Here is a 20,466-nt window from a genome sequence, read left to right as displayed (position 1 = left end):
CATGCGAGAACGGACGAGACCCCCTGCCGAGGCAGAGGATCCCGTCCGTCTCAGGAAGTCCCGCGGCGCACCGCGGGAGCGGCAGGGTGGGTCAGCCGCGCGCGCCGAGCAGGTGCTCGGTCGCGAGCTGCTGCAGGCGGACGAAGCCGAAGCCCTTGCCGCCGAGGTACGCGTCGGTGTCGAACGACTCGTAGGACGCGGTGTCCGCGAGCAGGTCGTCGTAGGACTCGCCCTCGTTCAGCGTCGGGGTCGACAGCTCGCCGACCTTCGACGCCGCGAGCGCCTCCTGCACCTCGGGGTCGGCGCGGAAGGCCGCCGCGCGCTCCTTGAGCAGCAGGTAGGTGCGCATGTTGGCCGCGGCCGAGTCCCAAACGCCGGTCTCGTCCTCGGTGCGCGAGGGCTTGTAGTCGAAGTGGCGCGGGCCGTCGTAGGCCGGGACGCCGCCGGGGCCGCCGTTCTCCAGCAGGTCGACGAGCGAGAACGCGTTGTGCAGGTCGCCGTGACCGAAGACGAGGTCCTGGTCGTACTTGATGCCGCGCTGGCCGTTGAGGTCGATGTGGAAGAGCTTGCCGTGGTACAGCGCCTGGGCGATGCCGGCCGTGAAGTTCAGGCCCGCCATCTGCTCGTGGCCGACCTCGGGGTTCACGCCGACGAGCTCGGGGCGCTCGAGCGAGTCGATGAAGGCGATCGCGTGGCCGAGGGTCGGCAGCAGGATGTCGCCGCGGGGCTCGTTGGGCTTGGGCTCGATAGCGAAGCGGATGTCGTAGCCCTTGTCGGTGACGTAGTCGCCGAGCAGGTTGACGGCCTCGCGGTAGCGCTCGAGGGCCGCGCGGATGTCCTTGGCGGAGTCGTACTCGGCGCCCTCGCGGCCGCCCCACATCACGAAGGTCTGCGCGCCGAGCTCGGCGGCGAGGTCGATGTTGCGGAGGACCTTGCGCAGCGCGAAGCGGCGCACGTCGCGGTCGTTCGAGGTGAAGCCGCCGTCCTTGAAGACCGGGGCGCTGAAGAGGTTTGTGGTGACCATCGGGACGATCAGGCCGGTGGACTCGAGCGCGCCCTTGAGGCGGTCGATCTCGGTCTGGCGCTCGGCGTCGGTCGAGCCGAACGCGAAGAGGTCGTCGTCGTGGAAGGTGAGGCCGTAGGCGCCGAGCTCGCTCAGCTTCTCGACCGCGTGCACGGTGTCGAGGGGCTTGCGGGTCGGGCCGCCGAACGGGTCCGTCCCGTTGTAGCCGATGGTCCAGAGGCCGAACGAGAACTTGTCGGCGCGGGTGGGGGTCAGGGACATTGATCCGAATCCTTTCCGGCGACGTCGCCGAATTGTTGTTGCGCCCAACATATCGATCGGGGGCGCGCGGCGCAACGGTCGTCGCGACGTGTCGCGTGGTGGTGCTCCTCGGCGGATGCGACGTCTCGCGTCGATATGTGGCGTCGCCCGACGAATTCCTTGCGGAAGCGTTTCGACTGTGCGTACAGTGCTCAGCAGCAACCCGGTCGAAGCGTTTCGAAGCACTGCTCTCCCGAGCAGGGCGGAGCGGCCGGGCACCGACGACGAGGTCCGGCAGGAGGAACGATGGCGAGCATCCACGACGTCGCCCGCGTGGCCGGGGTCTCGATCAGCACCGTCTCCTACGCCCTCTCCGGCAAGCGATCGATCGCCGCCTCCACCCGCCAGCGGGTCGACGAGGCCGTCCGGCAGCTGGGCTACCGGCCGCACGCCGGCGCCCGCATGCTCGCCGGAGCGCGGACCCACATCCTCGCCCTCTCGGCGCCGATGCGCGGCGAGCTGCACCTGCCCACCCACATGCGCTTCGTCACCGAGGTGCTCGAGCGGGCCCGCGAGTCCGACTACGACGTCCTCCTCCTCGTCACGGACGAGGCCTCCAGCGGCATCGCCCGCGTCTCCTCCTCCTCGCTCGTCGACGGCGTCGTCCTGATGGGCGTCGACGACGAGGACGACCGCGCGGCCCTCATCCGCGCGGCCGGCGTCCCGGCGACCTTCATCGGCGTCCCGGCCGACGCGCACGAGCTCGCCTGCGTCGACCTGGACTTCGCCGAGGCCGCCCGCCGCAGCGTCCGCCTGCTCGCCGAGCAGGGCCACCGCTCGATCGGCCTGATCGAGCACCCGCAGTCGTACACCGACCGCAACGCCGGCTTCGTCCGCCGCTTCGACGACGCCTTCGAGGCGGAGTGCGCGGCCCTCGGCCTCGCCCTCAGCGTCGAGCGCCCGCACATCGGCCGCGCGAGCGCGTCGGCGGCGGTCGACGCGCTGCTCACCGCCCCGGTCTCCGCCCTCGTGCTGCACTGCAACGAGCCGGTGGCGGAGGCGGCGATCGAGCGCCTCGTCGAGCGCGGCCTCTCGATCCCCGGCGACCTCTCGGTCCTCGCGGCCTGCGCGAGCTACGACGGCGCGGCGCTCCCGGTGCCGGTCAGCAGCATCCCTCTCCCGTTCGACGCGATGTGCCGCGCGGCCGTCGCCCGCACCCTCCAGCAGATCGACTCCGGCCGCACCACCGGCGTCGACCTCCTCCCGCCCCACTACGTCGACCGCGGCTCCGTCGCGCTCGCCGCGATCGGCGCCCCGGTGCCGGCCGCTTCCTGACCCCTCCCAGTCCTCTTCGCCCCCGCGCTCTCCGCGCCGATCGTCGAAACGCTTCGATAGCTCGGCCTGTCTCAGAGAGCGCTCTTCGACTCGCACGATCCACCACTCACAGCCCTCGTCCACAGCCCCGCGGCACCGTTTGAAGGAGAACTCCCGCTATGTCGCTTCGTCCCCGCACCGCCTTCCACCGCCCTTCCGCCGCCACCGTCGGCTCGCTGAGCCGCCGCGGCCTGATCGCCGGCGGTGTCGGCATCGGCGCGATGTTCGCGCTCGCCGCCTGCTCCGGAGGCGGCTCCGACGCCGGCTCCGACGCCCTCGCCACCGACGTCGACGGCGCCGGCCGCACCCTCACCATGTGGGACTTCGAGACCCCCGACAGCGACCGCGGCATCGCCTGGCTCGCCGCCCGCGACATCTTCACCAAGGAGACCGGCGCCGAGATCGCCTATGAGTTCAAGGCCTTCGAGCAGCTGCGCACCGGTGCCAGCCAGATCTTCAACTCCAACTCCGCGCCCGACGTCGTCGAGTACAACAAGGGCAACGCGACCAGCGGTCTGCTCTCCAGCCAGGGGCTGCTGACCAACCTCGACGAGGCCGTCGAGTTCTACGGCTGGGACGAGCTCATCCCGGGCGCTCTGCAGACCACGGCCAAGTACGACGACAAGGGCATCATGGGCTCCGGCTCCTGGTACGGCATCCCCAACTACGGCGAGTTCACCTTCGTCTACTACAACAAGGACGTCTTCGCGGCGAACGGCCTCGAGGTCCCGACGACCTACGACGAGTTCACCGCCGTGCTCGACGCCTTCGTCGCGAAGGGGATCACTCCGCTCGCCGAAGCCGGCGCGGAGTACCCGCTGCAGCAGCTCTTCTACCAGCTCGCGCTGCTGAAGGCCGATCGCCAGTGGATCACCGACTACCAGACCTACACCGGCGAGGTCGACTTCGAGGACGCGGCCTGGAGCTACGCGGCCGACCAGCTGCAGACCTACGTGGACAAGGGCTACTTCTCCGCGGACGCCTCCGGGCTCAAGGCCGAGGACGCGGGCACCGCCTTCATCTCCGGCGAGTACCCGATCTTCTTCTCGGGCTCGTGGTGGTTCGGCCGCTTCAAGACCGAGATCACCGGCTTCGAGTGGGACACCTTCCTCTTCCCGGGCGCCGAGTTCACGATGGGCTCCGCGGGCAACCACTGGGTCATCCCCGAGACGGCGAAGAACAAGGACCTCGCCTACAAGTGGATCGACATCACGATGCGCCCCGAGATCCAGAACCTCATCGGCAACAACGGCGGCATCCCGCTGGTCGTCGACGAGACCGCCATCACGGATGAGAAGAGCAAGGCGCTGCTCTCGCAGTGGAAGACGGTCGTCGACCAGGACCAGCTCTCCTTCTACCCCGACTGGCCCACCGCCACCTTCTACGACGACCTCGTCGCCGCCTCGCAGGAGCTCATCAACGGCTCGGTCGACCCCAGCGGAATGCTCACCGAGCTCCAGGGCAAGTACGACGACGGCGTGGCCGACATCAAGTAACTGCAAGGTCGCCCCCTCCCGCGAGATGCCACTTGTGCGCGCGACACGCCGTGAAAGCCGTGCACAAGTGGCATCTCGCGGCCAGCCCAGGCCCCGCCGCCCCCACACGACAGCACACGTTCAAGGAGTACCCATGACGACGACCGTTCCGCGTCGCGCGGAGAGCGCCCCGCCGCCTCCCACGGCGGAGAAGCCGCCCCGCGAGAAGCGCTCCGGCGGCTACTGGCTGTACCTGATCCCGGGCTTCGTGCTCTTCGTGTTCATCGTGCTGATCCCGCTGATCTGGAACATCTACATCAGCTTCACGTCGTGGCGCGGCATCAAGCCGCCGATCTTCATCGGCCTCGACAACTGGATCGAGCTGATGGGCGACGACCAGTTCTGGACGTCGTTCCTCAACTCCGTCTACATGATCATCGCGATGGTGATCGTGCCGACGATCCTCGGCCTCCTCCTCGCCGCGATCCTCTTCGATCTCGTCGGCAAGAAGTTCGGCGGGAGGATCGCCTCCTTCCTCCGCGCGACCTACTACCTCCCGCAGATCCTGCCGACGGTCATCGCCGCCATCGTGATCGGCTGGATCCTCCGCCCGGACAACGGCGCCCTGAACTCGATCCTCGAGGCGGTCGGCCTCGGCTCGCTCGCGCACGACTGGCTCGGCAAGCCCGACACCGCGATGCTCTCGATCATGGTCGTGATGATCTGGGTGCAGCTCGGCTACCCGGTCGTCATCTTCATGGCGGCGCTGCAGCGCGTGGACCCCGAGCTCTACGAGGCCGCGGAGCTCGACGGCGCGAACTGGTTCCAGCGCTTCCGCTGGATCACCATCTCGATCATCCGGCCCGAGGTCTTCGTCGTCACCCTCACCTGCACCATCGCCGCGCTGAAGGTCTTCGGCCCGATCTACGCGCTGACCCGCGGCGGCCCGGGCGACTCGACCATCGTGCCGAGCTACTACTCCTACACCGAGTTCTTCCAGAAGCAGCAGGTGGGCTACGGCGCCACCATCGCGACCGCGCTGACCATCGTCATCGTGATCCTGGCCGTCCTCTTCATCCGCGCCCAGGAGCGCGTCGAGCGCAGCGAAGGAGCCCGCTGATGTCGGCCATCGAAGCCCTGCCGTTCACCCAGGCCGGAACCGACGACACCGATCTGACCACGCCGAAGAAGGCGCCCAAGGCCTCGAAGGGCGCGACCAAGCGCACCTTCGGCGACTGGGCGATCCTGATCGTGGCCGTCGTGATCGGACTCGTCATCATCAGTCCGGTGCTGCTGATCCTGCTCAACTCGTTCAAGACCCCGGCCGAGTACTCCGTGGGCGGTCCGCTCGCCTTCCCGACCGGCCTCTCCTTCGACGGCCTCTCGACCTTCTGGGAGCGGGTGAACTTCCCGGAGAAGCTCGGCAACTCGATCCTGATCTCGGGCTCGGTCGCGATCCTCGCGGTCGCCCTCTCGGTGCTCAACGCCTACGCCATCGGCATCGGCCGGGTGAAGGGCCGCAGCTGGATCATCATCCTGTTCCTGCTGGCGAACATGCTGCCGCAGGAGGCCCTGCTCTACCCGCTGTACTACATGTTCAAGGCCGTCGGGATCTACGACAGCCAGCTCTCGGTGATCATCATCTTCACCGTCATCCAGTCGGCGTTCGGCACCTATCTGCTCTCCAGCGTCTACGGCACCTTCCCGAAGGAGATCCTCGAGGCCGCGGCACTCGACGGCGCCTCCAAGTGGCAGGTGCTCACCCGGGTGATCGTGCCGATCTCGCGGCCGACGCTCTCGGTGCTGATGATCTTCTTCTTCATCTGGACCTGGAACGAGTTCCTCATCCCGCTGGTCTTCCTGGTGAGCGACGCGACGCAGACCGTCCCGATCGCCATCTCCAGCCTCCAGGGCGACAAGATCATGGACGTCACGACGACCAGCGCGAGCGCCCTGCTGGGCCTGCTGCCGACGCTGATCTTCTTCCTGATCTTCCAGCGCACCCTGACCCGCGGTATCACCGCCGGCGCGGTCAAGTAGCCCCTTCTCACCGCGGGCGGGTCCTTCCACCGGGGCCCGCGCCGCTGATCCCCTCGGCGTGCCCGGCCGGGAATCGAAGCGCTTCGACCTCGCTCCCGGCATTGGCCTCCCCATCAGAAAGGCACCACCCCATGAAGTTCACCGACGGGTTCTGGCAGACGAGGGCCGGATTCACGCCCCTCTTCGCGCAGGAGGCGTACGACATCCGCTCCCACGGCACCTCGCTCGAGGTGATCGCCCCGACGAAGGTGATCCAGGGCCGCGGCGACGTGCTGAACCGGCCGACGCTGACCGTCACCGTGTCCTCGCCCGCCGAGGGCGTCGCGAAGATCCGGATCGAGCACTGGCGCGGCACCGCGACCCGCCGCGGCTTCGACCTGGTCGACGACGCGGTCGGCGAGGCGAGCCTGACGGAGTCCGGCGGCGTGCTGCGCACCGGCGACCTCGAGGTGCGCGTCGCGCAGGGCGCGCCCTGGTCGCTCGAGTTCTGGGACACCGCGACGGACACCCGCCTCACCGGCTCCGGGCACAAGGCCGAGGGCTACCTCACCGGCCCGGACGGGAAGGCCTACCTGCACGAGCAGCTCGACCTCGGCGTCGGCGAGCTCGTCTACGGGCTGGGGGAGCGCTTCGGCCCGTTCGTCAAGAACGGCCAGACCGTCGACGTCTGGAACGCCGACGGCGGCACCTCCTCCGAGCAGGCCTACAAGAACGTCCCCTTCTACCTCTCCAGCCGCGGCTACGGCGTGCTCGTCAACGACCCGGGACTGGTCTCCTTCGAGATCGGCTCGGAGACCGTCGAGCGCGTGCAGTTCTCCGTCGGCGGCGAGGCGCTGGAGTACCTGGTGATCCAGGGTCCGACCAAGAAGGACGTGCTCCGCCGCTACACCGGGCTGGCCGGCCGCCCCGCGATCGTCCCCGCGTGGAGCTACGGCCTCTGGCTCACCACGAGCTTCACCACCAGCTACGACGAGGAGACGGTGAACTCCTTCATCGACGGCTTCGCCGAGCGCGAGCTGCCGCTGTCGGCCTTCCACTTCGACTGCTTCTGGATGCGCGAGTTCCAGTGGACCGACCTCGAGTGGGACCCGCGCACCTTCCCGGACCCGGAGGGGATCCTCGCCCGCCTGCACGAGCGCGGCCTGCACACCTGCGTCTGGATCAACCCCTACATCGGCCAGGCCTCGGCGCTGTTCGAGGAGGGCCGCGAGAAGGGCTACCTGCTGCGCACCACCGCGGGCGACGTCTGGCAGTGGGACCTGTGGGTGGCCGGCATGGCGCTGATCGACTTCACGAACCCGGAGGCGACCCGCTGGTTCCAGGACAAGCTGCGGGTCCTCGTCCGCCAGGGCGTCGACTCCTTCAAGACCGACTTCGGCGAGCGCATCCCCTCCGAGGGCGTCGCGTGGCACGACGGCTCCGACCCCGAGGGCATGCACAACTGGTACACCCAGCTCTACAACCGCGCGGTGTTCGAGGTGCTGGAGGAGGAGCTCGGCGAGGGCCGCGCGGCGCTCTTCGCCCGCAGCGCCACCGTCGGCGGTCAGGCGCTCCCGGTGCACTGGGGCGGCGACAACACCTCCTCCTACGTCTCGATGGCCGAGACCCTGCGCGGCGGGCTCTCGCTCGCGCTCGGCGGCTTCGGCTTCTGGGCGCACGACATCGGCGGCTTCGAGGGCACGCCCGACCCGGGCGTCTTCAAGCGCTGGCTCGCCTTCGGCCTGCTCTCCTCGCACTCGCGGCTGCACGGCTCGTCGTCGGTGCGGGTGCCGTGGGCGTTCGACGAGGAGGCGGTCGACGTCACCCGGCTGTTCACCCGGCTGAAGCTCTCGCTGATGCCCTATCTCTACGCGGCGGGGGCGGAGGCGGCGCGCACCGGCACCCCGGTGATGCGGCCGATGACGCTCGAGTTCGAGGACGACCGCAACGCGGCGCACCTCGACACGCAGTACATGCTCGGCCACGACCTGCTGGTCGCGCCGGTGTTCACTCCCGACGGCTCGGTCGAGTTCTACCTGCCGCGCGGGCGCTGGACGAACTGGTGGACCGGCGAGAGCACCGACTCGGCGGGGGAGTGGCGCCGCGAGGTGCACGGCTTCGACTCGCTGCCGCTCTACGTCCGCGAGGGCGCGGTGATCCCGGTCGGTGCGCGCAGCGACGTCGCCGAGTACGACTACGTCGACGGGCTGGAGCTGCGGGTGTTCCCGGGCGCGGACGGCGAGACGGTCGTGCGGGTGCCGGCGCACGACTCCGGTGCGGAGACGGTGTTCACGGTGACCCGCTCGGGCGGCGACGTGAGCGTCGACGCGCCCGCCGGCAGCTGGACCTGGACCCGCGCGGGGTCCTGACCGGCGAGGCCCGCGCACAACATCAGCTGAGAGAGGGGTCCCTCCTCTGTGGGGCGAGGGACTCCCTTCTCAGCTGATGTTGTGCGGCCGGAAGCGCCCGCACCCGCGGATAGGCTGGCCCCGGAGAGCAGAGGAGACCGCGGAATGGCCGAGAACGCGACGCGCGGCAACAACCTCGACCGGGTCCGCCGGCACAATCTGTCCGCGCTCCTCCGACTCGTGCACCGCGGCGGCCCGCGGTCCCGCTCGCAGCTCACCCGCCTCACCGGACTCAACCGCTCCACCATCGCAGCCCTCGTCGGCGAACTGGTCGAGCTGGGCGTCGTGCGCGAGCTGCAGCCCGAGACCCTCAACCAGGTCGGACGGCCCAGCCCGATCGTCGAGACCGATCCGCGGGTCGTCGCGATCGCGGTGAACCCGGAGATCGACGCGGTCACGGTCGCGATCGTCGGCCTGGACGCCGAGGTGCGCCGCCGCATCCGCCGCACCGCCACCGTGCCGAGCGCCGAGGCCGCGGCGGCGCTCGCGGCCGGCGCCATCGCCGAGCTGGTCGCCGAGCTGCCGAGGGACGCCCGCACCGTCGGAATCGGCGTCGCCGTCCCCGGTCTCGTCCGGGACGCCGACGGCCTGGTCCGGGTCGGCCCGCACCTCGGCTGGACCGACGAGCCGTTCTCCCGGATGCTCGCCGAGGCGACCGGGCTCCCGGTGCTCTCGGCCAACGACGCGAATCTCGGCGCGCTCGCCGAGAGCGTCCTCGGCGCCGGGCGTGACGTGTCCCACCTCGTCTACCTCAACGGCGGCGCGAGCGGCGTCGGCGCCGGCGTGATCGTCGGCGGCACCCCGCTGCACGGGATCGACGGCTACGCGGGCGAGATCGGCCACACCCTCGTGAACAGCGCCGGCGTCGACTGCCACTGCGGCGCGGTCGGCTGCCTCGAGACCGAGGTCGGCCGGGCGGAGCTGCTGCGGGTGCTCGGCCTCGACGAGAGCGCCGACGTGAGCGAGCGGCTCGAGGAGGCGCTCGCCGCCTCGAGCGATCCCGCGGTGCGTGCGGAGGTGAAGCGGCAGCTCGGGCACCTCGCCGTGGCGCTGCGCAACGTCGTCAACATCTTCAACCCGCAGCTGGTGGTGCTCGGCGGGTTCCTCGGCGCGCTCGTCGGCGTCGCACCGGGCTTCCTCGAGGAGCGCCTGGGCCGCGGCGGGCCGTTCCGGGTGGCGCTCGACTCCGTGCGCATCGCCCGCACCGAGCTCGGCGCCGACCTGCTGATGCTCGGCGCGGCCGAGCTGGCCTTCGAGCGCCTGCTCGCCGATCCGCTCACCGCCGAGCTGCACCCGGCCGGCGGCGCGCGGCCGGCGGCCTGAGCAGCGCTCCCCGCATCCCGAAGGCGCACTCCGGCTCCCGGGCTCGGCTCAGGCCCTTGCGCGACACCCGGTCGAATTGATTCGATAGTCGGGGAATGAATCCGGTCTCCCGTCGCTTGGCGGTAGAGGCGGTGCCCTTCCGCGCTCCCCTCTCCCTTCTCCGCTCTGCGCTCCGCAGGAAGGCTCCGTGACCTCTCTCGCCCCGACCCCCACCGGCTCGATCCCCGTGCACAGGCACGCCGGCGACGCCCTGACCAACCGTCAGCGCCTCGTCTACGTGATCGTGCTCGGCGCGCTCACCGCGCTCGGCCCGTTCACGATCGACCTCTACCTCCCCGCCTTCCCGGCGCTGCAGGGCGAGCTGAACGTGTCGGAGGCGGCGGTGCAGCTGACCCTCACCGGCACGACGCTCGGCTTCGCGCTCGGGCAGCTGGTCGTCGGGCCGTGGAGCGACGTGGTCGGGCGGCGGCTGCCGATCCTGCTCGCGACCTCGCTGCACGTGCTGGCCTGCGTCGGCGCGGCGTTCGCCCCCGAGATCGTCTCGCTCGGCGTCTTCCGCTTCCTGATGGGGGCTGGCGCCGCCGCGGGCGGTGTCGTCGCGATGGCGATGGTCCGCGACCTGTTCGGCGGGCGTCCGCTGGTGAAGATGCTGTCGCGGCTCGCGCTCGTCTCCGGCCTCGCGCCCGTGCTCGCGCCGGTCATCGGCTCGCAGCTGCTGCTGGTGATGGACTGGCGCGGCATCTTCGTCTTCCTGGCCGCCTACGGCCTGCTGGTGATGCTGGCGGTCGCGCTGCTGATCGTCGAGACGCGCCCCCGGGTGGCGCGCGCCGACCGCGACTCCCGCTCGCTCGTGCAGCGCTACCGCGCGGTCCTCTCCGACCGGGTATTCGTCGGCGTCGCGATCATCGGCGGCATGACCTTCGGCGGTCTGTTCACCTACCTCTCCAGCTCGTCGTTCCTCTTCCAGGGGCTCTACGGCCTGGACGCGCAGCAGTACGGCCTTCTCTTCGCGGTGAACTCGCTCGGCGTGGTCTCGGGCGTCCAGGCGTCCTCGTACCTCAGCCGCCGCGGCGTCGGCCCGCAGTGGATCCTCGCCGTCACCACGGTCACGCTCTTCGTCACCGCCGGGCTGATCGCGCTCTTCGACGGCCTGGGCTTCGGCATCTGGGGCACCCTCGTGCCGCTCTGGTTCTTCATCGCGGCCTGCGGCTTCAGCTTCCCCTGCGTGCAGGTGCTCGGCCTGGTCAACCACGGCCGCGAGGCGGGCACCGCGGCGTCGCTGCTCGGCGCCGTGAACTTCGGCACCGCCGGCATCCTCTCGCCGATCTCCGGCCTCTTCGGCGCCGAGTCGGCCGTGCCGATGGCCGGCGTGATGATGGCCACCGCCGCCGTCTCGATCCTGGCGCTCTGGCTCGTCGTCCGCCCCCGCACGGTCCCGGCCCTGCAGGACTGATCCGCCGGGCCTGAGGGGCCCGACCCGCGCGACCCGCCCGCAACCCCCAGCGCGTGAACGTCCGGTGGCGCCATCATGTCCGGATGGATCCTCGCCACGACCCCCTGAAGACCGAACCCGGCGTCGCCCAGCCCGACGCCGTGCAGCGCGAGCGCCTCCACCGGCGCGCCCCCTCGGACGACGTCGTCTCGAAGGTCCTCACCACGGAGGCCGCCCGGCACGTCTCGCGCCGCTGGCCGCTGATCTCCGCCTCGATCGCGCTGGCCGTGACGATCGTCCTCGCCGTGATCATCGCCTTCCGGCCCACCAGCGCGTTCTCGTTCGACGTCGAGTGGATGGACGAGATCGTCGAGCACCGCTCGAGCGTCTGGGACGTCCCGGCGCTCATCATGAACACCGTCGGCGCCGGGATCGTCGGCACGGCGATCATCCCGGTCGCGATCATCATCGTGCTGCTGGTCTTCCGCCGGCGCTGGGCCGCCCTCTACTACGCGCTCGCCGCCCTCGTCAGCGTCGGCGCCACCCAGCTCGTGAAGGAGCTGGTCGGCCGCGCCCGCCCCGAGGACATGCTGGTCACCAGCGACTACGGCTCCTTCCCCTCCGGCCACACCGCGAACGCCTCGACCACCGCGATGGTGCTCGCCCTGGTCTTCCCGCTGCTCTGGGTCTGGATCGCCGGCTTCCTCTACAGCGTCGCGATGATGGCCAGCCGCACCTACCTCGGCGCGCACTGGCTCACCGACACCATCGGCGGCCTGCTGCTCGGCCTCGCCGTCGCCCTGATCGTCTGGGCCCCTCTGGCCGGCCGCCTCCGCACCGAGTCCGAGCTCCCCCACCCGCCCATCTGGGTCCGCACCTCGCGCTGATCCCCACCGCGAGATGCCACTTATGAGCGCGACACGCCGCAAAAACCGCTCACAAGTGGCATCGCGCGGAGGGGGTTAGAAGTCGCGCAGGCCGTCCAGCTCGTTGAAGGTGTAGACGTGCAGGCCGGCGAGGCGGTCGCCCACGGCGGCTTCCAGCCGGCCGACGAAGGCGGACGGGTCGAAGCGGCGGCCGCGCAGCAGCCCGCCCGCCACCGACGAGCTCCGCTTGAGGAAGCCGAGCGACGACCCGACGCCGATCCGCGCGCCGAGCGAGAGCAGCCGCGCCCGCTCGACCGGCCCCGGCACTCCGGCCCACAGCTCCGCGTCGATCCCGTCCGCCCGCAGCCGGTCGGCGTAGCGGTCGACCGCGTCCACGTCGAAGCACATCTGCGTGACGATCCCGCGGAGGTACGGCGCCCGCTCGCGCAGGTGCTTCGCGATGCTCTCGTCCGAGAGGTGCGGGTGCCCCTCCGGGTAGCCGGCGATGTCGACGGCCAGCTCGGGCCGCAGCTCGCGGGCGTCGCGGATGAGCTCGAGCGAGGTGGAGTAGCCGCCGGCGGCGCTCCTCGCGTCGCCCGAGATCACGAACGCCTCGTCGATCCCCGCGTCCCGCATCCGCCCGAGTGCGCGCTCCAGCGCCTCGCGACCCTCGACGTTCCGCGCCGCGAGGTGCGGCACGACCCGGAAGCCGCGGCCGGCCAGCTCCACCGCGGAGTCGATCGTCCGCTCCGTCCCGTGCTTCGGCAGGCTCGTCACGGTCAGCGTCACCGCGGCCGGATCGGGGAACGCCCGCTCCGCCTTCTCGCCGATGCCGTCCGACGGGATGATCTCGAAGCGCGCCCTGGTCATCCGCCCAGCCTCGCACGCGCCGGTGTCGGAGGGTCGCCCTACCCTGGAGGCGGTCGTCGCCCGGCGGCCCGGGAGGGAGTCGCGTGTATCTCGAGGACGACCGCAGCGGGGGAGTCCGCCTCGTCACGAGCCCGACCGATCTCTCCTCCTGGTCGTCCTGCGAGTGGGCGGTGCTCCGCCGGCTCGACGCGACCCTCGGTCGGGCGCCCCGCGTCGTCGTCGAGGAGGACGCGATGCTCCAGCGCACCGCCGTCCTCGGCGACGAGCACGAGGTCGCCTTCCTCGCCGAGCTGAAGCGCACGCACGAGGTCCTCGAGTTCGCCCGCCCCGAGCGCGCGGACTACGCGAGGGCCGCCGACGAGGCCGTCGAGGCGATGCGCGCGGGTGTCGACGTGCTCTACCAGGCCTCCTTCTACGACGGCACCTTCATCGGCTTCTCCGACTTCCTGCTCCGCACCGAGGACGGGGCCTACGAGGTCTACGACACCAAGCTCGCCCGGCACGCGAAGATCCCGGCGCTGCTGCAGCTCGCCGCGTACGCGGAGCAGATGGCGGCGCGGGGGATCCGTGTCGGCGAGAAGGTCCACCTGGTCCTCGGCGACGGCACGACCACCAGCCACGACCTCGCGATGATCGCCCCCGTGCAGCGGGTCCAGCGGGCGCGCCTGCGCGCGGTTCTGGAGGAGCATCTCGCCGCGACCGAGCCGGTGGCGTGGGGCGATCCGCGCTTCACCGCCTGCGGCCGCTGCGGGCTCTGCGCGCCCGAGGTGCAGGCCCACCGGGACCCGATCCTGGTCGCCGGCATGCGCCTCGACCAGCGCGCGAAGCTCGCCGCCGCCGGCATCACCACCCTCGACGCGCTCGCGGTCAGCGAGGGGCCGGTCCCCGGGATGAGCGCCGGCGCCGCCGAGACGCTGCGCGCCCAGGCCCGCCTGCAGCTCGCCACCGAGGCCTCGGCCGACCACGTCCCCGTCGTCGAGGTCGTCGACGCCTCCGTGCTGACCGCCCTGCCCGCCCCCGACCCGGGCGACCTCTTCTTCGACTTCGAGGGCGATCCGCTGCACGCGGAGGACGGCCAGTGGGGCCTCGACTACCTCTTCGGCATGGTCGACCAGGACGAGTCCTTCACCGCGTTCTGGGCGCACGACCTCGCGGCCGAGCGCCGCGCCCTCGTCGACTTCCTCGCCCTCCTGCGCGAGCGGCGGGCGCGCTTCCCGCGGATGCACGTCTACCACTACGCCTCCTACGAGCGCAGCCACCTGCTCTCGCTCGCGCAGCGGCACGGCACGGGGGAGGAGGAGGTCGACGCGCTGCTGCGCGACGGCGTCCTCGTCGACCTCTACCCGGTCGTCCGCCGGGCGCTGCGCGTCGGCTCGCGCAGCTACTCGATCAAGAAGCTCGAGCCGCTCTACATGGGCGCGGAGGCGCGCGACACCGAGGGAGTGACGAACGCGGCCGACAGCATCACCGAGTACGTCGAGGCGCGGGCGCTGCTGCAGTCGGCCGATCGGAACGCTGCGTCGGCCGACAGGGACCCCGAGAGGGCCGAGCTCGACCGCCGCGAGGGCGAGCGCCGCCTCGCCGAGATCGGCGAGTACAACGCCTACGACTGCCGCTCCACCCTGCGCCTGCGCGACTGGCTGCGCTCGCTCGCCCCCGCCCGCGAGGAGGAGCCGCTCCCGCTCGTCGACGTCGACCTGCCCGTGCCGCGCGAGCCGGACCCGGTCGCCGTCGCCCTCCTCGCCGAGGTCGAGGGCATCGAACCCCGCGAGCGCAGCCCCGACCAGACCGCCCTCGCCCTCGCCGGCGCGGCGATCGACTACCACCGCCGCGAGGCGAAGACCTTCTGGCAGGAGCACTTCGACCGGCTGCGCCAGCCGCTCGACGACTGGGCCGACGCCCGCGACGTGGTCGTCGTCGAGCGGGTCGAGGTCGTCCGCGACTGGACGACACCGGCGCGGGCGCGCACCCTCTCCCGCGAGCTGCGGATCCTCGGCCGCCTCGCCCCGGGCAGCCGGCTCGGCATCGGCGCGAAGCCGTTCCTCGTCTACGACTCCCCGGCGCCGCCCGGGGCGCCCTCGCCCGGCCCGGGGATGCGCGGAGCCTCCGACCGCTCCGAGATCCTCGCCGCGTCCGACGACGGCGAGCGGATCGTCGTGCTCCTCAAGGAGGGCCTGCGCGCGGGGGAGGACCCGCACGACGACGTCCCGATCGCCCTGGCGCCCGCGCCGCCGCCCCGGGCCGCCCCGCAGCCCGAGGCGATCGCGGAGTGGGGCGGTCAGGTGCTCGACGCCCTGCCCGCGCTCCTGGCAGACCCCGCCCTCGACGTGCTCCGGCGCGTGCCCCCGGCCGTCGTCGCGCCGGTCGAGGGCGACGACGTCATCGCCGCGGTCGTCGAGACCCTGCTCGGCCTCGAGCGCGCGACGCTCGCCGTCCAGGGCCCGCCCGGCACCGGCAAGACCTACGTCGGCTCGCACGTCATCGCCCGGCTCGTCACCGAGCACGGCTGGCGGGTCGGCGTCGTCGGGCAGTCGCACTCCGTCATCGAGAACGTGCTGACCGCGGTCGTCGCGAAGGGCGTCGACCGCGCCCGGGTCGCGAAGGTGCCCAAGGCCGGCAGCTCCGCGGAGGCCCTCGCCGCCGTCGCCTGGACGCCGGTGAAGAACGGCGCCGCCCTCGCGGCGCTCGCCGAGGGCGGCGGCTGCGTCGTCGGCGGCACCGCCTGGACCTTCGCCAACGCGGGCAGCGTCCCGCGCCGCTCCCTCGACCTGCTGGTGATCGACGAGGCCGGCCAGTTCTCGCTCGCGCCGACCATCGCCTCCGCGATCGCCGCCGAGCGGGTGCTCCTCCTCGGCGACCCGCAGCAGCTGCCGCAGGTCAGCCAGGGCTCGCACCCCGAGCCGGTCGACGAGTCGGCGCTGGGCTGGCTCGCCGACGGCCACGACGTCCTGCCGCCCGCCTTCGGCTACTTCCTCGCGCAGACCTACCGGATGCATCCCGAGCTCGCCGCCGCCGTCTCCGAGCTCTCCTACGAGGGCGCCCTCTCCTCCCGCGCCCCGGAGCAGCGCCGGCTCGACGGCGTCGCGCCCGGACTGCACGCGGTGCCGGTCGTGCACGCCGGCGACACCACGTCCTCCCCGGACGAGGCGCGCCGGGTCGTCGAGATCGCGCTGACCATGGTCGGTCGCTCCTGGACCGACGAGCACGGCGAGCGCGCGCTCACCGCCGCGGACGTCATCGTCGTCGCCCCCTACAACGCGCAGGGCGCGCTGCTCCGCGACGCCCTCGACGCCGCCGGGCTCGAGGAGACGCTGGTCGGCACGGTCGACCTCTTCCAGGGCCGGGAGGCGGTCGTCGCGATCGTCTCGCTCGCTGCCTCCTCCGGCGCCGACGTCCCGCGCGGCCTCGAGTTCCTGCTGCTGCCCAACCGGCTGAACGTCGCGATCTCGCGGGCCAAGTGGGCCGCCTACCTCGTGCACTCGCCGGCGCTCGCCGCGTCGCCGCCCACCTCGATGGCGGCGCTCGAGCGGCTCTCGCGCTTCATCCGCCTCCTTGAGATCGCGGAGGAGACGGCGCAGGAGTGACGGAATCCGTCGTGCGGATCCGCTCCACCTCCCGATTCCCGCGGTCCGGACCTTGAACCACGAGCGATTCCGTCGCTACGGTGGCTGCATGAGAATCCTCCTGGTCGGCGCCGGCGGCGTCGGCGACGCCTTCGCGAAGATCGCCGCCCGCCGCTCCTTCTTCGAGCAGATCATCGTCTGCGACTACGAGCTCGCCCGGGCCGAGCGCACCGTCGCCTGGATCCTCGAGCGGCACGGCGCCGACGGCGTCGAGAACCGCTTCGTCGCCGCGCGCATCGACGCCTCCGACGCCGAGAACGTCGAGACCGTCGCCCGCGCGCACGGCGCCACCCACGTGATGAACGCGGTCGAGCCGTCCTTCGTGCCGACGATCTTCGCGGGCGCCCTCGCCGCCGGCGCCGACTACGTCGACATGGCGATGAGCCTCTCCCGGCCGCACCCCGAGGAGCCGCACGCGAAGACCGGCCTGAAGCTCGGCGACGAGCAGTTCGCCGCCGCGCCCACGTGGGAATCCGCCGGCCGCCTCGCCCTGGTCGGCATGGGCGTCGAGCCCGGGCTCTCCGACGTCTTCGCCCGCTACGCCGCCGACCACCTCTTCGACGAGATCGACGAGCTGGGCGTCCGCGACGGCGCGAACCTCGTCGTCCGCGACGACTCTGGCGCCGAGATCTTCGCGCCCTCCTTCTCGATCTGGACGACCATCGAGGAGTGCCTGAACCCGCCGGTGATCTTCGAGAAGGACCGCGGCTGGTTCACGACGCCGCCGTTCTCCGAGCCGGAGGTCTTCGAGTTCCCCGAGGGGATCGGCCCCGTCGAGTGCGTCAACGTCGAGCACGAGGAGGTGCTGCTGATGCCGCGCTGGCTCGACGCGAAGCGGGTCACCTTCAAGTACGGCCTCGGCGCCGAGTTCATCGGCGTCCTCCGCACGCTCAACCTGCTCGGACTCGACCGCACCGAGCCGGTCCGGGTCCGCTCCGCCGACGGACCGGTGCTGGTCTCGCCGCGCGACGTGGTCGCCGCGGGCTTGCCCGACCCGGCGAGCATCGGCCCGCGGATGACCGGCAAGACCTGCGCGGGCCTCTGGGTCTCCGGCGCCAAGGACGGCGAGCACCGCGAGGTGTACCTGTACCACGTCAGCGACAACGAGTGGACGATGGCCGAGTACGGCACCCAGTGCGTCGTCTGGCAGACCGCACTCAACCCGGTGATCGCCCTCGAACTGCTCGCGACCGGCGCCTGGTCGGGCTCCGGGGTGCTCGGGCCGGAGGCGTTCGACGCCGAGCCGTTCCTCGAGCTGATGGCCCGCCCGCTCGACGAGGGCGGCTACGGCCAGCCGTGGCACGTCCGCGAGGACTGAGCGGGAGCGCGGTCGGCGGGGGCCGGGCGGGACGCCGGTCGATGCGGGGTGCGCGCGGATCGGGCCGGGGCGAGCCGGGCTCGGCCGGCGCCGCGACCCTAGGCTGACCCCATGAGCAACGACGACGGGCTCGCCTCGGCGAGGGACGACGCACGCACGGCCCTCGAGGCCGCCCGACGACTGCAGGCCGAGGCCGCCGAGGCGCTGGCCCGCGCGGAGGCTGCCGCCGCGGCCCTCGAGGCGGTCGCCGGTCCGGAGGAGGCGGCCGCGGTCGTCGACGACGTGCGGCTGGTCGATGGCGGTCCGGGGGAGGGGTCCGCGCCCGCCGCTGCACCCGCACCGGTCGAGGCGCCCGCGCCCGCACCGTCCGCCGCCCCCGCGCCCGGACCGCTCGCCGAGTCCGCCGTCGACGCCGTCCGAGCCGGCTACGCCTTCACCGGCCCCGCCCTCGAGATCGGCGCCCTCGTCAACGGCGACGCCCGCGCCGACGTCCCCGTCCGCATCCCGCTCGGGATGCTCAACCGCCACGGCCTCGTCGTCGGCGCGACCGGCACCGGCAAGACGAAGACGCTCCAGGTCCTCGCCGAGCAGCTCTCCGCGCACGGCGTCCCCGTCTTCGCCGCCGACATCAAGGGCGACCTCTCCGGCCTCGCGACCGCCGGCACCCCCGACGAGAAGCTGCTCGCCCGCACCCGCACCATCGGCCAGGACTGGACCCCCGAGGCCGCCCCCGCCGAGTACTTCGCGCTCGGCGGCGTCGGCACCGGCGTCCCGGTCCGCGCGACAGTCACCGGCTTCGGCGCCCTGCTGCTGGCGAAGGTCCTCGGCCTCAACCACACCCAGGAGTCGAGCCTCGGCCTGGTCTTCCACTACGCCGAGAGCGCCGGGCTGCCGCTCGTCGACCTCTCCGACCTGCGCGCCGTGCTCACCTACCTCGTCGGCGACGAGGGCAAGGCCGAGCTGGCCGAGCTCGGCGGGCTGTCCAAGGCCACCGCCGGCGTCATCCTGCGCGAGCTGATCGCCTTCGCCGACCAGGGCGCCGACGTCTTCTTCGGCGAGCCCGAGATCGACACCGCCGAGTTCCTCCGCCTCGCGCCCGACGGCCGCGGCGTGGTCAGCCTGCTCGAGGTCCCCGGAGTCGCGGACAAGCCCGCGCTGTTCTCGACGTTCCTGATGTGGCTGCTCGCCGACCTCTTCAACGACCTGCCCGAGGTCGGCGACCTCGACCGGCCCAAGCTGGTCTTCTTCTTCGACGAGGCGCACCTGCTCTTCCGCGACGCCTCGAAGGACTTCCTCGCGGCCATCACGCAGACCGTGCGGCTGATCCGCTCGAAGGGCGTCGGCATCGTCTTCGTGACGCAGACCCCGAAGGACGTGCCGAGCGACGTCCTCGCCCAGCTCGGCTCGCGGATCCAGCACCAGCTGCGCGCGCACACCCCCGACGACGCGAAGGCCCTGCGCGCCACGGTCTCGACCTACCCCGAGAGCGACTACGACCTCGGGGAGGTGCTGCAGGCGCTCCCCATCGGCGAGGCGATCGTCACGGTGATGAACGAGCGCGGCGCGCCGACCCCGGTCGCCTGGACCCGGCTCCGGGCACCGCGCGGCTCGATGGCGCCGACCCCCGAGGCCGAGCGGGAGGCGAGCGTCCAGCGCTCCCCGCTGCTCGCCCGCTACGGCACCCCGCTCGACCGCGACTCCGCCCGCGAGATCCTCACCCGCCGCCTCGACGCGGCCGCCGACGCCGAGGAGGCCCGCGCCGCCGCCGAGGAGCAGGCGGAGGAGGAGGCCCGCCGCGCGAAGGAGCAGGCCGCGGAGGCCGCCCGCAGCGCCAAGGAGCAGGCCGCCGACGACGCCCGCCGCGCCAAGGAGGACGCCCGCGCCGCCGCCCAGCGGGCCAAGGACCGCGCCGCCGCCGAGCGCCGCGCCGACCAGGCGGCCGAGCGCTCCCGCCGCCGCACCGCGCCCACCACCCGCTCCCGCTCCCCCCGCCGCGACAAGACCGTCGTCGAGGAGGTCCTCGGGTCCTCGGTCGGGAAGACCTTGTTGCGCGAAGTCGTCCGAGGCATCTTCGGCACGGCCCGCCGCGGGCGCTGACGGGGCGATCTGCGGCGTTGTCGTCAGTCGCGATACCGCCGGTATCGCTCCTTCCTCCGCCTTGCAGCTCACCCCGTCAGCGCCCGCGGCGACTGCTGGCCCCTGCTGATCGAGTAGCGCACGCGGCGGAGGTCCATGCTGATCGAGTAGCCCGCGAAGCGGGCGTATCGAGATCCACCGTAGCCAGCCGGGTGGGCCTCGATACGCCGCCCTGCGGGCGCCTACTCGACCAGCATGGAGCGCTGATCGCGCACTCGCTTCTGCTGATCGAGTGGCCCGCGAAGCGGAAGTCCATGCTGATCGAGTAGCCCGCGAAGCGGGCGTATCGGTGATTGCCTTGGTGTGTCGCGGGGTTCTGACTCGTCTGCGTATCTGACGCCTGGCAGGGCTGTCTGGA

At 72.0% G+C, this 20,466-nt stretch carries 13 protein-coding genes; 11 read left to right on the top strand and 2 right to left on the bottom strand.

Annotated features, from left to right (window positions below; all coding sequences use genetic code 11):
- Nucleotides 1-91: 91 nt before the first annotated feature.
- Nucleotides 92-1,285 carry a xylose isomerase gene (gene xylA / locus MT353_RS05385; RefSeq protein ID WP_123447721.1) on the bottom strand — a complete coding sequence of 398 codons (1,194 nt, stop codon included), beginning with the start codon at nucleotides 1,283-1,285 and terminating at the stop codon, nucleotides 92-94.
- Nucleotides 1,286-1,570: 285 nt separating this feature from the next.
- Here xylA and MT353_RS05380 point away from each other — a divergent pair, with 285 nt between their 5' ends.
- The 8 genes from MT353_RS05380 (at nucleotide 1,571) to MT353_RS05345 (ending at nucleotide 12,182) form a co-directional block, all read left to right on the top strand.
- Nucleotides 1,571-2,599 (top strand): LacI family DNA-binding transcriptional regulator, encoded by a 1,029-nt coding sequence (locus MT353_RS05380; protein ID WP_243623791.1) that lies wholly within the window; start codon nucleotides 1,571-1,573, stop codon nucleotides 2,597-2,599.
- Between the two features lie 158 nt (nucleotides 2,600-2,757).
- Nucleotides 2,758-4,134: an ABC transporter substrate-binding protein gene (locus MT353_RS05375; protein ID WP_243623790.1), complete on the top strand. Its 1,377-nt coding sequence runs from the start codon at nucleotides 2,758-2,760 to the stop codon at nucleotides 4,132-4,134.
- 133 nt (nucleotides 4,135-4,267) lie between these two features.
- A complete protein-coding gene (locus MT353_RS05370; RefSeq protein WP_123447720.1) occupies nucleotides 4,268-5,233 on the top strand; it encodes a carbohydrate ABC transporter permease in 966 nt (321 codons plus the stop codon).
- Complete coding sequence (locus tag MT353_RS05365; protein WP_127887319.1) at nucleotides 5,233-6,153, top strand: carbohydrate ABC transporter permease; 921 nt, start codon at nucleotides 5,233-5,235, stop codon at nucleotides 6,151-6,153. The genes MT353_RS05370 and MT353_RS05365 overlap by 1 nt, the downstream gene beginning before the upstream one ends.
- Before the next feature lie 131 nt (nucleotides 6,154-6,284).
- Nucleotides 6,285-8,501, top strand: a complete 2,217-nt coding sequence (yicI, locus tag MT353_RS05360) for an alpha-xylosidase (protein ID WP_243623789.1) — start codon at nucleotides 6,285-6,287, stop codon at nucleotides 8,499-8,501.
- Nucleotides 8,502-8,645: 144 nt separating this feature from the next.
- Entirely contained in the window at nucleotides 8,646-9,863 is a 1,218-nt protein-coding gene (locus MT353_RS05355) for an ROK family protein (RefSeq protein WP_243623788.1), read from the top strand.
- Nucleotides 9,864-10,050: 187 nt separating this feature from the next.
- Nucleotides 10,051-11,316: a multidrug effflux MFS transporter gene (locus MT353_RS05350; RefSeq protein WP_243623787.1), complete on the top strand. Its 1,266-nt coding sequence runs from the start codon at nucleotides 10,051-10,053 to the stop codon at nucleotides 11,314-11,316.
- An 83-nt stretch (nucleotides 11,317-11,399) separates the two neighbouring features.
- A complete protein-coding gene (locus tag MT353_RS05345) occupies nucleotides 11,400-12,182 on the top strand; it encodes a phosphatase PAP2 family protein (protein ID WP_123447716.1) in 783 nt (260 codons plus the stop codon).
- A gap of 75 nt (nucleotides 12,183-12,257) precedes the next feature.
- On the opposite strand, the gene MT353_RS05340 is transcribed toward MT353_RS05345, so the two are convergent.
- A complete protein-coding gene (locus MT353_RS05340) occupies nucleotides 12,258-13,031 on the bottom strand; it encodes a methylenetetrahydrofolate reductase (protein ID WP_243598423.1) in 774 nt (257 codons plus the stop codon).
- Between the two features lie 83 nt (nucleotides 13,032-13,114).
- Between MT353_RS05340 and MT353_RS05335 the strand changes: the two genes are divergently transcribed.
- From MT353_RS05335 to MT353_RS05325, 3 genes are all read left to right on the top strand, one after another.
- A complete protein-coding gene (locus MT353_RS05335) occupies nucleotides 13,115-16,615 on the top strand; it encodes a bifunctional RecB family nuclease/DEAD/DEAH box helicase (RefSeq protein ID WP_243623786.1) in 3,501 nt (1,166 codons plus the stop codon).
- 88 nt (nucleotides 16,616-16,703) lie between these two features.
- Entirely contained in the window at nucleotides 16,704-17,972 is a 1,269-nt protein-coding gene (locus MT353_RS05330; RefSeq protein WP_123705224.1) for a saccharopine dehydrogenase family protein, read from the top strand.
- 111 nt (nucleotides 17,973-18,083) lie between these two features.
- The gene (locus MT353_RS05325; RefSeq protein ID WP_243623785.1) at nucleotides 18,084-20,069 is read left to right on the top strand and encodes a helicase HerA-like domain-containing protein; all 1,986 of its coding nucleotides are present in this window, start codon (nucleotides 18,084-18,086) and stop codon (nucleotides 20,067-20,069) included.
- Nucleotides 20,070-20,466 lie beyond the last annotated feature (397 nt).

It is taken from the genome of Rathayibacter sp. VKM Ac-2927, assembly GCF_022815525.1.
GTDB classification, from domain to species: domain Bacteria; phylum Actinomycetota; class Actinomycetes; order Actinomycetales; family Microbacteriaceae; genus Rathayibacter; species Rathayibacter festucae.
The sequence above is the reverse complement of the archived record's forward strand: the minus strand, read 5'-3'. Positions and strand labels throughout refer to the sequence as shown.